Origin of the sequence: Altererythrobacter aquiaggeris (assembly GCF_037154015.1) — a bacterium.
Lineage (GTDB): Bacteria > Pseudomonadota > Alphaproteobacteria > Sphingomonadales > Sphingomonadaceae > Aestuarierythrobacter > Aestuarierythrobacter aquiaggeris.
The window spans coordinates 807,759-820,913 of record NZ_JBANRL010000001.1 but is presented as its reverse complement, the minus strand read 5'-3'; the positions used below and the strand labels follow the sequence as shown (position 1 = coordinate 820,913).

General features: G+C 58.3%; 13 protein-coding genes and 1 tRNA gene. 8 read left to right on the top strand and 6 right to left on the bottom strand.

Going from position 1 to position 13,155, the window contains the following annotated elements:
- Window positions 1-97: 97 nt before the first annotated feature.
- Complete coding sequence (locus tag WFP06_RS03930) at window positions 98-478, top strand: VOC family protein (RefSeq protein WP_336985940.1); 381 nt, start codon at window positions 98-100, stop codon at window positions 476-478.
- Between the two features lie 128 nt (window positions 479-606).
- Window positions 607-2,451 carry a translational GTPase TypA gene (typA, locus tag WFP06_RS03925; protein ID WP_336985939.1) on the top strand — a complete coding sequence of 615 codons (1,845 nt, stop codon included), beginning with the start codon at window positions 607-609 and terminating at the stop codon, window positions 2,449-2,451.
- 62 nt (window positions 2,452-2,513) lie between these two features.
- Here the strand turns inward: typA and WFP06_RS03920 are convergent, their stop codons facing one another.
- The 3 genes from WFP06_RS03920 to WFP06_RS03910 all read right to left on the bottom strand — a co-directional run bounded on the left by WFP06_RS03920 (window position 2,514) and on the right by WFP06_RS03910 (window position 4,582).
- On the bottom strand, window positions 2,514-3,029 hold the full coding sequence (locus WFP06_RS03920) for a hypothetical protein (RefSeq protein ID WP_336985938.1): 516 nt from the start codon (window positions 3,027-3,029) through the stop codon (window positions 2,514-2,516).
- Window positions 3,030-3,035: 6 nt separating this feature from the next.
- Entirely contained in the window at window positions 3,036-3,824 is a 789-nt protein-coding gene (gene budC, locus WFP06_RS03915; protein WP_336985937.1) for a meso-2,3-butanediol dehydrogenase, read from the bottom strand.
- 227 nt (window positions 3,825-4,051) lie between these two features.
- Window positions 4,052-4,582 (bottom strand): PilZ domain-containing protein, encoded by a 531-nt coding sequence (locus WFP06_RS03910; protein ID WP_336985936.1) that lies wholly within the window; start codon window positions 4,580-4,582, stop codon window positions 4,052-4,054.
- 455 nt (window positions 4,583-5,037) lie between these two features.
- Between WFP06_RS03910 and putP the strand changes: the two genes are divergently transcribed.
- Together putP and WFP06_RS03900 are read left to right on the top strand one after the other, a co-directional pair.
- Window positions 5,038-6,510 (top strand): sodium/proline symporter PutP, encoded by a 1,473-nt coding sequence (putP, locus tag WFP06_RS03905; RefSeq protein WP_336985935.1) that lies wholly within the window; start codon window positions 5,038-5,040, stop codon window positions 6,508-6,510.
- 75 nt (window positions 6,511-6,585) lie between these two features.
- Window positions 6,586-7,782 carry a glycosyltransferase family 4 protein gene (locus tag WFP06_RS03900; RefSeq protein ID WP_336985934.1) on the top strand — a complete coding sequence of 399 codons (1,197 nt, stop codon included), beginning with the start codon at window positions 6,586-6,588 and terminating at the stop codon, window positions 7,780-7,782.
- Here WFP06_RS03900 and WFP06_RS03895 read toward each other — a convergent pair.
- Complete coding sequence (locus WFP06_RS03895) at window positions 7,735-8,190, bottom strand: hypothetical protein (protein ID WP_336985933.1); 456 nt, start codon at window positions 8,188-8,190, stop codon at window positions 7,735-7,737. The two genes, WFP06_RS03900 and WFP06_RS03895, sit on opposite strands and share 48 nt — an antisense overlap.
- 87 nt (window positions 8,191-8,277) lie before the next feature.
- Here WFP06_RS03895 and WFP06_RS03890 point away from each other — a divergent pair, with 87 nt between their 5' ends.
- Both WFP06_RS03890 and WFP06_RS03885 read left to right on the top strand, forming a co-directional pair.
- Window positions 8,278-9,594 (top strand): replication-associated recombination protein A, encoded by a 1,317-nt coding sequence (locus WFP06_RS03890; protein WP_336985932.1) that lies wholly within the window; start codon window positions 8,278-8,280, stop codon window positions 9,592-9,594.
- A gap of 8 nt (window positions 9,595-9,602) precedes the next feature.
- The gene (locus WFP06_RS03885; RefSeq protein ID WP_336985931.1) at window positions 9,603-10,490 is read left to right on the top strand and encodes a hypothetical protein; all 888 of its coding nucleotides are present in this window, start codon (window positions 9,603-9,605) and stop codon (window positions 10,488-10,490) included.
- On the opposite strand, the gene WFP06_RS03880 is transcribed toward WFP06_RS03885, so the two are convergent.
- The gene (locus WFP06_RS03880; RefSeq protein WP_336985930.1) at window positions 10,487-10,873 is read right to left on the bottom strand and encodes a TM2 domain-containing protein; all 387 of its coding nucleotides are present in this window, start codon (window positions 10,871-10,873) and stop codon (window positions 10,487-10,489) included. The two genes, WFP06_RS03885 and WFP06_RS03880, sit on opposite strands and share 4 nt — an antisense overlap.
- A gap of 164 nt (window positions 10,874-11,037) precedes the next feature.
- Between WFP06_RS03880 and WFP06_RS03875 the strand changes: the two genes are divergently transcribed.
- A tRNA-Thr gene (locus WFP06_RS03875) sits at window positions 11,038-11,113 on the top strand.
- Window positions 11,114-11,344: 231 nt separating this feature from the next.
- Here WFP06_RS03875 and queF read toward each other — a convergent pair.
- Window positions 11,345-11,818 (bottom strand): preQ(1) synthase, encoded by a 474-nt coding sequence (queF, locus tag WFP06_RS03870; RefSeq protein WP_336985929.1) that lies wholly within the window; start codon window positions 11,816-11,818, stop codon window positions 11,345-11,347.
- Between the two features lie 146 nt (window positions 11,819-11,964).
- Between queF and WFP06_RS03865 the strand changes: the two genes are divergently transcribed.
- Window positions 11,965-13,134, top strand: a complete 1,170-nt coding sequence (locus tag WFP06_RS03865; protein ID WP_336985928.1) for a hypothetical protein — start codon at window positions 11,965-11,967, stop codon at window positions 13,132-13,134.
- Window positions 13,135-13,155 lie beyond the last annotated feature (21 nt).

Sequence of the window (13,155 nt, the reverse complement as noted above, 5' to 3'; positions counted from 1 at the left end):
TGCACGGACGACGAACTTTGCCGACTGTGGCGAAGTTGTCACATCTATGAATCGCGGAATTGCTCGATAAAACGCCTTTTACGTAGGGGAAACAGACATGGCGAAGATTACCGGACTGGGCGGCGTATTCTATGTCGCAAAAAATCCGCAGACGACACGCGAATGGTACCGCGACATTCTGGGCATCGATGGCGAATACGGGCCGCAGCTGTCATGGGCGGCAGAAACGGGGGACGAACCCTATTCGCTGATCAGCCATTTTTCCGATGATACCTATATAAAGCCGGGTAAAGGCGGGTTCATGATCAATCTGCGGGTCGATGATCTGGACGGGTTTGTCGCGCAATTGCAGAAAAAGGGTGTCGATATTCTGGGTAGCGCCGACGAAGGTTACGGCAAATTCGCCTGGCTGCTGGACCCTGACGGGGTAAAAATCGAACTGTGGCAACAATGCGCCGCGCCGCCCGAAATCGGCTGATTATCCACTCCGGCGCGCTGCACTGCAGCATTGAACTTGCCCAATCGGCGCGCTTGGTATAGGGGGCCCCCGACCGGCAAAGCCTCAACGGCTGCGCCCCTTTTCATATATACCGAAAGCTTAAGCGAATGTCCGCCAACAACGCGCTGCGCAATATTGCGATTATCGCCCACGTCGATCACGGGAAGACCACGCTGGTTGACCAGCTGTTCCGCCAGTCCGGCACATTTCGAGACAACCAGCGCGTGGAAGAACGCGCGATGGATTCCAACGATCTGGAAAAAGAGCGCGGGATCACGATTCTCGCCAAATGCACCAGCGTCGAATGGGGCGAAGGCGATGATGCCACGCGCATCAACATCGTCGATACACCCGGACACGCCGATTTCGGCGGCGAAGTGGAACGCATCCTTTCGATGGTCGACGGTGTTATCCTGCTGGTCGATTCCAGCGAAGGCGCGATGCCGCAAACAAAATTCGTCACCGGCAAGGCGCTGGCGCTCGGCCTGAAACCGATCGTGGTGGTCAACAAGATCGACCGCGCCGATGGCCGCGCTTCCGAAGTGCTGGACGAAGTGTTCGATCTGTTCGTGTCGCTTGGCGCGAATGACGAACAGCTTGATTTCCCCGTCCTCTACGCTTCTGGCCGCAACGGTTATGCTTCCGAAGATATCGAAGCGCGCGATGGCACTTTGACCCCGCTGTTTGAACGCATCGTGGAACACGTGCCGCCGCCGGCCGCCGATTTTGACGGACCGTTCAAATTCCTCGTCACTCTGCTTGATCGTGACAATTTCCTTGGCCGCATCCTGACGGGCAAGGTCCAGTCGGGCCGCGTCAAGGTGAACTCGCCGATCCACGCGCTGGATAATGACGGCAAGGTCGTGGAAACGGGCCGCGCGTCCAAACTGATGGCCTTCCGCGGGCTCGAACGCGTTCCGGTGGAAGAAGCGCGTGCCGGCGATATCATCTCGATGGCCGGTTTGACCGCGGCCACCGTGGCCAACACCATCTGCGATCCCGATGTGACCGAGCCGCTGCATGCGCAGCCGATCGATCCGCCGACGCTGTCGATGCGCTTCGCCGTGAACGACAGTCCGCTGGCCGGCCGCGAAGGCACCAAGGTTACCAGCCGCATGATCCGCGACCGTCTGGCCCGCGAAGCGGAAAGCAACGTCGCCATCAAAGTCACCGAATCGTCCGACAAGGACAGTTTCGAAGTGGCTGGCCGCGGCGAATTGCAGTTGGGCGTCCTGATCGAAACCATGCGCCGCGAAGGCTTCGAACTGGGCATCAGCCGCCCCCGCGTGCTGTACCGCGAAGACGAAGACGGCAACCGGACCGAACCGTTCGAAACCGTGGTGATCGACGTGGATGACGAATTTTCCGGCACCGTGGTCGAAAAGGTAGCGATGCGTAAGGGCGAGATGACCGATATGCGCCCGTCGGGCGGCGGCAAGACCCGGATTACCTTCAGCGCCCCGTCACGCGGCCTGATCGGTTATCACGGCGAATTCCTCACCGATACACGCGGCACCGGCATCATGAACCGCATCTTCGAAAAATACGCACCCTATAAGGGCAAGATCGAAGGCCGCGCCAACGGCGTGCTGATTTCCAGGGAAAACGGCGAAGCGGTCAGCTATGCGCTCAACATGCTGGAAGATCGCGGCATCCTGTTCGTGAAGCCGAAGGAAAAGCTGTATGAAGGCATGATCATCGGCGAAAATGCGAAGCCCGACGATCTCGAGGTCAATCCGATGAAGTCGAAACAGCTGACCAACTTCCGTTCGACCGGCAAAGATGATGCAATCCGCCTCACCCCGCCCAAGATCATGACGCTTGAACAGGCGATTGCCTACATCGACAATGACGAAATGGTCGAAGTAACGCCCGAAAACATCCGCCTGCGCAAAGCGATCCTCGACCCGAACGAACGCAAGAAGCAAAAACGCAAGCTGGAAGACGCGTAAGCGCCCTTCCCCGTATCAGCGAAAAGCCCGCCCTTCAATCGGAAGCGGCGGGCTTTTTTCATTCAGGGGCAGCGGATCCACGTTTGCCGCTCGTTCTTGTTGTAGCGGAATCTCAATTTGTCGCCGCCCTCCAGCGCCATGTAGAATACATAAATGTTCACATCACCGGCATAGGCTTCGCGCACCGTGGCCGCCGCGTAATCACCTTTGACGCGGACATCCCCGACCTCGCCGCGGCTTTCGAAAAAATCGATCTGCCGCGCATTGATGGTAAAATTGCCATGGCTTCGCTGTGCACAGCCGGCCGCGCTTTCGCTGAAAGTGCCGCGAAACCGCGCAGGGATAGTGTCCTGCACCGCGCCGGTATCCGCCTGTTTTTCGGCCGCATCCTTTTGCGTCGCCGCCACCGGGCCTTCCGGAGCCGCAGGCGTGGCAGAAGGTTTCGCGGCACCAGCATCAGCCGGATTTTGGCGCGAAGCAGTCTCGTCCCGGTCGGCGTCCCCCGCAGAACAGGCCAGCAAAACAATTGGCAACCCGCTTATCAAAAGCAAACTCTTCGTGGTCGATCCATAAGCCATCACCGGTTACCCCATCATGTTTGGCTGGCCGTTAGAAGCGCTCACACCGCCATCCACCGGCAGGTTCACCCCCGTCACGAACCGCGCATCATCGGACGCCAGAAACAGCACAGGTCCCGCGATGTCGTCCGGTTCGGCGATGCGGCCCAGCGGCAGACGGTTTATGAATGCTTTCAGCAGTTCCTCATTACCCGTGATCCCTTCGGTCATTTCAGAGCGCGTTACGCTGGGCAGCACGGCGTTAACGCGAATGCCCTGCCCGCCCAGCTGCAAGGCAAGACTGCGGGTCAGATTAGTCACCGCGCCCTTGGAGGCATTATAAACCGGCAGCGTCCAGTCACCGCCAATGCCCGAAACGCTGGAAGTGTTGACGATGCACCCTTTGGTTTTGGCAAGCTCGGGGATGGCCGCGCGGCATAGATACAGCACGCCCTTCACATTGATGTCGATTACCGCGTCGATATCCTTGTCTCGCATATCGGTCAGCTTGCCGGAGCGCGCTACTCCCGCGTTGTTCACCAGCACGTCCAGCCCGCCGAATTTCCGGGTGGTCTGGCTGACTATCCCGGCGGCGAAGTCCGCAGAGCTGACATCGCCCGCCACGATCAAAGTTCGCGCATCATCCATTTCGGCGGCTGCCGCCTCCAGATCATTGCGGCTGCGTGAATTGAGCACGACATTGGCCCCCGCCGCTGCAAAGCGGCGCGCAATCCCCAATCCGATCCCGCCGGAGGATCCGGTGACGATAACGGTCTTGCCGGTAAAATCGTAATTCGTGGACGCTGGCGTGGCCATTGGGAAATATCCTTTCGCTGTTGTTTGACAGGATAATGCGCGGGCGCAGCTTTTGGTCCGGGTTTGGTCACGCAAAGAGATGCCGTGACAGCCATGAATTCCGCCGGGTTTCGCCCAATCGGTGCAGTTTCGCATCACGGCGAATGGCAGGACTTCGGGTGGCCGGCGGACAACCGCGCCCGGCCCTGCAATCAGGCCTGCTTCCCGGTGCAATAACCTTTAAAGGATCACTTTCGCCGCAGATCGAAACTTTCGCGAATGTGTTTCAGTATCGATGGATAGAGCGGCGTGATAAACTGGACACCTACCGTGTTATCCCGTCGCCATTTGACCGTCGCGTCCAGCGGGCCGATCGAGCCGATCTTGATCGTGATCTGATGGCCCAAAACCAGTTTCCAGGAGGCATCCTGAAAACGACATCCCTTTTCTGAAAGATCGAAAATCGTCACGTCACTGCTGCCGCCGACAGTAAATATCCGACCCAATACGGTGAGATTGTACCGCGCCTCGATCCGCTCCTTGTAAATTGTTGCGGTATTTGAAGGCGCGGGTTCGGTATCGTCCACTTCGGGGCGTGCCGGATGCGCCGCATCGAGAGGTGCAGTTTCGTCGCTGAACTGCGAAACCGCGCTTGCGAACTCGGCAGCATTTGCGAGCTTGACGGCCGGCTTGCCGCTCAGCCAGCAAGCCCAGATTTCACCCTTACGCACGATAAAGTAGAGGTCGTCCTCTCCATCCATGATGCAAAGCGTATTCATAATCTTACATGAAAGCACTGGCTTGTTTGACACACTTATGTTGGTGACAATTCGCAAATGCCAAGTCAGGTTCGTGGGCGGAACACTTTCTCACGAGGGTTTCGGGATATAAACGGGCACGCCACCTATCGGGTCGCCAGCTGATATTCGCTTACTGACCGGCAAGCCGCCAATTTTCCTACACCCCGCCGATATGCCATGGCGGATGCCGTGAACCGGACCGCATTTCCTTTATCGCAAGGCCGTTTTGGCTGTTTCGCACAAGGTGTAACCTTGCGCGCAATACCGGTTTTCCTGATGTATTGCGATGGCTTACGCAAACCGGAGGAGGGTGACAGCGTGTAACTAGTGTCACCTTTACTGTATTGTTACAGTGATACAGTAAAGGTGATACGGGGCGGGATGATGCGGCAGCTTTGGTGGCTAGTGGCCTTGCGCTTTGCTAAGGGCGGGCCATGCAAACCGGCACATTGATCTCGCTCGCCCTGTATTTCGCGCTGATGCTGGGCATCGGGCTTTATGCGTGGCGCAAATCCACCGATACTTCGGAGGGGTATCTGCTGGGCGGGCGCAATCTGCATCCGGCGGTGGCGGCGCTTTCGGCGGGTGCTTCGGATATGTCGGGCTGGCTGCTGCTGGGATTGCCGGGCGCGCTGTATGCCGCGGGTCTGGTGGAGGCGTGGATTGGTATCGGGCTGTTTGCGGGTGCGCTGGCAAACTGGATTATCGTGGCGCCGCGATTGCGCGAACAGACGGAGCGGATGGGCAATGCGCTGACGATACCCGAATTCCTCGCCAACCGATTTCCGGACAAGGCGGTTGCATTACGGATCATTTCGGCAGTGATCATCGTGGTGTTTTTCGCAGTCTATACCGCAGCGGGTCTGGTCGGCGGCGGCAAATTGTTTGTGACGAGTTTCGCCGGATTGTTCGGTGACACGGGTGTGAGCGACTACATGACCGGCATCTGGCTGACGGCAGGTGTGGTGCTGGCCTACACTATGGTCGGGGGCTTTCTGGCGGTCAGCCTGACCGATTTTGTGCAGGGATGCATCATGGTGACCGCGCTGGTGTTGATGCCGCTGGTGGTGCTGTCGGGCGATGTCGGAACTGCGGGGATCGGGGCCACGCTGGCGGCGGTCGATCCCGATTTCCTCAGCCTGACGAAAGGGCTGACATTTATCGGCTTCCTGTCGGCGGTGACATGGGGCCTGGGTTATTTCGGGCAGCCGCATATCATCGTGCGGTTCATGGCGGTGCGTAGCCTGGCGGAAATCCCGACCGCGCGGAATATCGGGATGGGGTGGATGGCGGCGGCACTGCTTGGCGCGATCGGCGTGGGTATTGCGGGGCGCGCCTATACGCAGGCCAACGGACTGCTGCTGGAGGATCCTGAAACGATTTTCATCCTGCTCGCCAATATTCTGTTCCACCCGCTGATCACGGGTTTCCTGCTCGCCGCATTGCTGGCCGCGATCATGAGCACGATCAGCTCGCAATTGCTGGTCGCATCAAGTTCGCTGACGGAGGATTTCTACCGATTGTTCTTGCGCAAGAATGCCAGCGAACGCGAAACGGTGAATGTCGGGCGGCTATGCGTGCTGCTGGTGGCACTCGCGGCGATTGCGATTGCAGGCGATCCTGACAGCGAGGTGCTGGGGCTGGTGTCCAATGCCTGGGCAGGTTTCGGAGCCGCCTTCGGGCCGCTGATCCTGCTGGCGCTGACATGGAACAGGATGACCGGCGCGGGCGCAGTGGCCGGCCTTGTAACGGGGGCGGCGGTGGTGATCGGATGGATCGTGCTTGGCTGGAATGCAGAGTTTCGGGGCGGCGCGGGTGTGTACGAGATCATTCCGGGATTCGCTGCAGCCATGATCGCCATAATAAGCGTCAGTCTGGCGACCGGCGGGAAAGAAACAGCGGATTAAACGTGTAGTAGGCGGTGATCGCGGAAATTCCCGCAATCTGCCAGGCGGTTGCAACCGGCGACCAGGGGGTGAGAGATGCAAATTGACGATCTTCGTATCGCCCTGTTCAGCGGCAATTACAATTACGTCCGTGACGGTGCGAACCAGGCGCTCAACCGGCTGGTGGACTATCTGCTGCGCCAAGGGGCCAACGTTCGGGTTTATGCACCAACCGTAGCCGAACCGGCATTTGCGCCCACCGGCGATCTGGTTTCGGTTCCATCGATCCCCTTCCCCGGGCGCGGCGAATATCGTTTCCCGTTAGGTCTGCATGGCGCGGTCAAAGCCGATCTGGAGTCGTTCAATCCGGATATCGTGCATGTGTCATCACCCGATCTGGCGGGGCACCGCGCCGTCAGTTGGGCGCGCGAACGAAAGCTGCCGATCCTGGCCTCTGTCCACACGCGGTTCGAAACATATCCCCGCTATTACAAACTGGGGTTTATCGAACCAGTGATGGTATCTGCGCTCCGCCGTTTTTACCGGCGCTGTGATGCCCTGGTCGCGCCATCCCGGAGCATGGTCGAAACCTTGCGCGAGCAAGGTATGGGCGATGACATTTCGATCTGGTCACGCGGGGTCGACCGGACGATTTTCAGGTCGGACAAACGCGACATGGAATGGCGCCGCAAGGTGGGCATCGCCGATGATGCTGTTGCGGTGGCATTTCTCGGCAGACTGGTGATGGAAAAAGGGCTGGATGTGTTTGCGGATACCATTGCCCAATTAAGCGGCCGCGGGATCGATCATGAAGTTCTGGTAATCGGTGATGGTCCGGCGCGCGAATGGTTTGAGGAACGATTGCCCGGCGGCCGCTTCGTGGGCTTTCAAACCGGCGCTGATCTGGGCCGCGCGCTGGCCAGTGCGGACATATTTTTCAATCCTTCGATTACCGAAACGTTTGGCAACGTCACACTCGAGGCCATGGCGTGCGGCATTCCGGTTGTCGCCAGCGAAGCGACCGGCAGCCAGAACCTGGTGCAGGACGGCGTCTGCGGCAAACTGGTCGAACCGGGTAAACGCGCAGCCTTCGCAGATGCCTTGGAAAACTATATCCGAAACGCGGCTTTGCGGATCGAACATGGCCACGCTGGCGAGGCGCGCAGCCGCGAATTCAGCTGGGACCGTATCAATCAGGCAGTGGCGCAAACCTATGTGCGACTGGTGTCCGGCGAGGGCCGGAAATTATCGAAGCACTCCTTTCGCGGTCATCCAGCGGGCGTAGAAGAATAATCCGATCGTAACAGCCCAGATTACCGCGGCAAAGGCGATCTGGCCCGGGCCTTCCAGCGCTTCAGGCATGGTTCCGCTGAATTGATAAATTGTGGTCAGAAGCACCCCTGCAATCGAAATGGCAAACGACCAGACCGCAAACCGGCTTCGAAATAACAACAGCAGCGACCCGATCAAGGCACCCCATACGCCCAGCGCCCAACTCGCGCTCGCCCAGGCAGGAAAGGAATCAATATAGGCGATCATTTCATCGACCGTAATATCGTAAGAGCCTTCCATACTGCTCAAATAACTGCGATTTCTCAGCTGGGACATTGTATAATCCAATGCGCCAACTGCGTTGAAAAGAAGCGTGACAACGCCGATTACCCACAGGTGCCAAGGCGTTTTTTGCGCTATCGTGTTCATAACCCTCTCCCGAAAGGTCGACCCTGTTTCCAGTGTAACCGCTTTATCACCAATGGCAAATTCGCCGGTATTCCCTAGGTAGTGCCCATGGCCGATCTATTCGCTAACGACATACCGCAAACAGCAAGCCTTGCGCAGCCCCGCGCCGATGCTCCGCTTGCTGACAGGCTGCGCCCTCGCGCGCTCGACGAGATTATCGGGCAGGATCATCTGATCGGTCCCGAAGGGGCAATCGGCCGGATGGTTGCAGCGGGCCGGCTTGCGTCGATCATCCTTTGGGGGCCGCCAGGAACGGGAAAGACCAGCACGGCAAGGTTGCTGGCCGATTCCGTAAAGATGCGTTTTGTCGCACTCAGCGCGGTGTTTTCAGGCGTAGCCGATCTGAAAAAAGTATTTGCAGAAGCCGACCGCGCCGCTGAAGCAGGCCAGCGCACATTATTGTTTGTTGACGAAATCCACCGCTTCAACCGCGCCCAGCAGGATGGATTTTTGCCATTTGTGGAACGCGGCACGGTCACGCTGGTCGGGGCAACAACCGAAAATCCCAGCTTTGCGCTCAATTCCGCGCTGCTCAGCAGAGCGCAGGTTCTGATCCTCCACCGGCTGGATGTTTCTGCACTTGGCGAACTGCTTAACAAAGCAGAGGTTCTCGAAGGCCCGCTACCAGTTACGCAGGAAGCCCGCGAAGCATTGATTGCCGCGGCTGATGGTGATGGCCGCTTCCTGCTCAATCAGGCGGAAACGCTTTACGCAGCCAACATTACCCGGCCGCTTGATCCCGCAGCATTGGGCAAATTCCTGCAGCGCAGGGTCGCCGTTTATGACAAGGACCGCGACGGACATTACAATCTGATATCCGCCCTGCATAAAAGCCTGCGCGGATCGGACCCGCAGGCATCGCTGTATTATCTGGCTCGAATGCTCACTGCCGGAGAAGAACCGCTGTATGTGTTGCGCCGGCTGGTACGCTTTGCCAGCGAAGATATCGGCCTCGCCGACCCGCAAGCGCTGGTGCAATGCCTGGCTGCAAAAGACAGTTTCGAATTTCTCGGCAGTCCCGAAGGCGAGCTCGCGATTGCGCAAGCGTGCATTTATTGCGCGACCGCGCCCAAATCAAATGCCGCATACAGGGCGCAAAAAGCTGCTTGGCGCAGCGCGGTGGACACCGGATCACTGGCTCCTCCCGCCAATATTCTGAACGCACCGACCAAGCTGATGAAGGATATCGGATACGGCAAGGACTACGCTTACGATCATGACATGCCCGACGGTTACTCCGGCGCGAATTACTGGCCTGACGGGATGGAGCCGCAAAGTTATTACCAACCGGTCGAGCGCGGCTTCGAACGCAAGGTAATCGAGCGGATGAATTACTGGAAGCGTTCAACGCGGGGCAGGGAGTAGCAGGCGCAGTGTCCCCCGCCCGGTTTGAATGGTTTTGTGCGATCGACTGGTCGGGCGCTGTCGGACCGCGACAAAAAGGTATCGCGATTGCCATTTGTAATGTCGCAGGCGGCCCGCCGGTGCTGGTCAAATCCGGGGCCGGATGGGCGAGAGAGGATATTCTGGCCATCCTGCAACACGAACTGCGCGGCGATACGCTTGTCGGGTTCGATTTCGGCATATCCTTGCCGTTTGCCGACTGCGGCTCGTATTTTCCCGGCTTCCACCAATCGCCCGGAAATGCGCGCGACCTGTGGGCAATGGTTGACGGGCTTTGTAAAGATGATGCCTTTCTCTCGGCCTCCGGCTTTGTCAACCATCCGGTTTTCTCCGCCTATTTCCGCCGCCAGAACAGGGATGAAGGTCCGCATTTCCGCGCTGACGGGGCGAAGCATGGACGCGGCAGATTCCGCGTTACTGAAAAAGTGCAGGCGTTGATGGGATGCAAACCATACAGCAATTTCAACCTTGTCGGGGCCGCCCAGGTGGGCAAATCCAGCCTTACGGGCATGCGGATGTTAAACCGGTTAGCGGGTGAAATAGCCATTTGGCCGGTGGACCCGCTGCCCGATAACGGGAATGTGATCTGCGAAATTTATACTGCAATGGCGGCGTTGGATGCTGGACGCAGTGCCTCCAGAACGAAGATACGGACTATCGAAGAATTGAATGAAGCTTTGGCAAACCTTGGTTCGGCCCCAATCACCGGATACGGCAAAATTGACGATCACAGCAGCGACGCGGTGCTGACCGCTGCCTGGCTCAGATGTGTTGCCCAGTCGCCGGCCCGTTGGACGTCAGAATTACTGACCCGCGAAATTGCCGAAACCGAAGGCTGGACCTTTGGCGCGATTTAGGATGACAGCTTGCTGATGGTGTCGGCCCTGCTGCCCGGAATGGGACCCCGGGCACGTGCCAATCGCTGCGGCTCAATAAAACCTTCCGGACTTTCCGCTGGTGAGACGCCCATTTCGCTCAAGAATTCTCTCTGCGCATCCCGAATCATGGCGGGGATCAGAAATGCATCTGCAATCCACCAGATGCTTAACAATGCCCAACCCATGAACAGCGGAAGCCACCCGAGAAGTGCGAGCCCGGCCTGCGCGAAGGCAGAACCTTTTTTGCCAAGATAGAACCGGTGCGCGCCAAACCAGCCAAGAAATAACCATAGCAGATAGGATACCCCGCGAGATTTCCGCTTGGCTTCGAAAAGTAACTGTTTCCTTGTATTATCGTCCAAAATTCGTCCCCGAAACTGCTTTAGTCCCGCCATTGCTGTGCCCTTGTCCGGCCAAATTCAAACATTGTTCGACGAAGGGTAATAAAAATCTGCTGGACCTTCAATGCGGGCTGACGCATGGAGCGTCCCGCTTGTCATCCACAATACAGTTCGTGACGATACAGGCCGGCTTAGCTCAGTTGGTAGAGCACCTGATTTGTAATCAGGGGGTCAGGAGTTCGAATCTTCTAGCCGGCACCATTACCGGGCAGACAACGTAATTTCTTAAGCTTTTGTTTACCCCTCTGCTGCCATCGCAGCAACGATGCTCAAGAAATCTGTCTTGGTAGTGTTGATCGCCACTATTGGCCTTTATGCGGCCGGCTATGACTTTGCCGAAATAAAGCGAAATATTCTTGGTTGGTCCAACGAGAATGCGCAGACTTTGACCGGTTCATCCGATAGAGACTGGGGTTGACCCGGAAGGCGAGTTTATCCGCGTCCGCGATAACTCGCCACCCCCTGCTCTGGCACCCAGAGCCCTTCTGGCGGGGCACCGGTTTGCCAGAATACATCAATCGGAATGCCGCCGCGCGGATACCAGTAACCGCCGATCCGCAACCATGCCGGCTGCATTTCGTCCGCCAGCTTCTGGCCAATGCCGACCGTAACATCTTCGTGGAAGCCCGCATGATTACGGAATGAACCGAGGAAAAGCTTGAGCGACTTTGATTCAACAATCGTTGCACCCGGTGCATAATCGATAACCAGATGCGCAAAGTCGGGCTGGCCAGTGACCGGACACAGCGAAGTAAATTCGGGAGCGGCAAAGCGCGTCAGATAAAGGGTCCCGAGACGCGGGTTGGGAACATAATCCAGTTTCGCTTCGTCGGGAGATTCGGGAAGCGGCGTTTGTTGACCCAGAAACCGGGGCGCCTGGTCTGTTCGAGAAGGTGTGTCCGTCATGCCGCGCTGATGCAATTAAAGACACCGGAACACAAGACACTCATGGACACTGCGGGTTCAGAGCCTATTCAGCGCGCTACGTGTGTCCGGTGCCATATTTGCAAATGTACAGTTTTTCCCGTCTCTATCTTCCGCTAGTTCTAGCGATGGCTGTCGCATCTCCTGCGATGGGGCAAGATCGTGACGGCGTCGTTACCGATTTCAAACTGAAGCCTGCCCCGGCACCTACCGCCACGCCGCAGGTCCAGGGCCCGGTCGATCCTGATGCGCCCGCAACAAGGCCGCGGGTCATCACCGCGCCAACTCCGGCGCCCACGGCCGCACCGCGGCCCACGCCCAGGCCCACGAATATTACTCCGACTCCGTCCGCGACCCCGTCCGCAGCGCAGCCCAACCGTCGATTCACCCCGGCAGGCACTCCTGCCCCTTCAGCATCTCAACCTGATGTGACGCCCGCCGCAGGGGCATCAGGTGCAGTCCCGGCCCGGCCAGCGATACAACCCGCGCCGCAGCAGAGCCCGGATGATTTTACGCCGGTGGTGCCGGGCTCGGGTCTCGCTCCTCCTGCCGACGTTACCGCTGACAGTCCTGACGCTCCCGCGCTCGTCAGGACGACACCCTGGTGGCTTGGGCTGGCAGCGATTGCATCCCTGATGTTGGCGGGTGCAGCGTTCTGGCGCTATGGCCGCAAATCTTATAAAGTTCTCGCTCCCGACGCCGAAAAGCTGCAACCTTTCGTTGGTGATTTTGCCGAACCTGAACCGCAGGACGCCCGGAGGGAACCAGAGCCTTCTCTAACAACGCCTGCGGCTTCGCTGCCCCCGGCTGCGTCATCAATCGCAGGACCGCTTGATGTGGTTCTTACCCCAACAAGCATGGCGATGAGCATGATGAATGCCACGCTGCATTACCGGCTCGAAATAACTCCGGGTGCCGATGTGCAGCCGGAAGCCATGGTAATAGGCGCCGATATGATCGCCGCTCATGCGTCATTGCCGATCGGCCAGCAGCTTGCCGATCCTGCGATCATGCTCGAGACGCGGCACACCGGCATCGCCCTTAAAACGGGTGAGAAAGTAGAGCTTGGCGGAACGATCACGCTACCGCTTTCGTCCATCCTCGCGATCAGGCAAGGCAACGCAGCTTTATTCGTGCCGCTCGTTCGGTTGACCTTTGACGATGTGGGAACGCAAGTCGATCCGATGACCTTCGTGGTGGGGGTCCAGTCAGCCAAGCTGACAGGTAATCTCCAGCCTATCCGGCTTGATGCAGGCCCCCGGACGATCCGGCAGATGATTGCCCGCCGGTTGGGATGAAAATTGCTCGACTGGATTGTT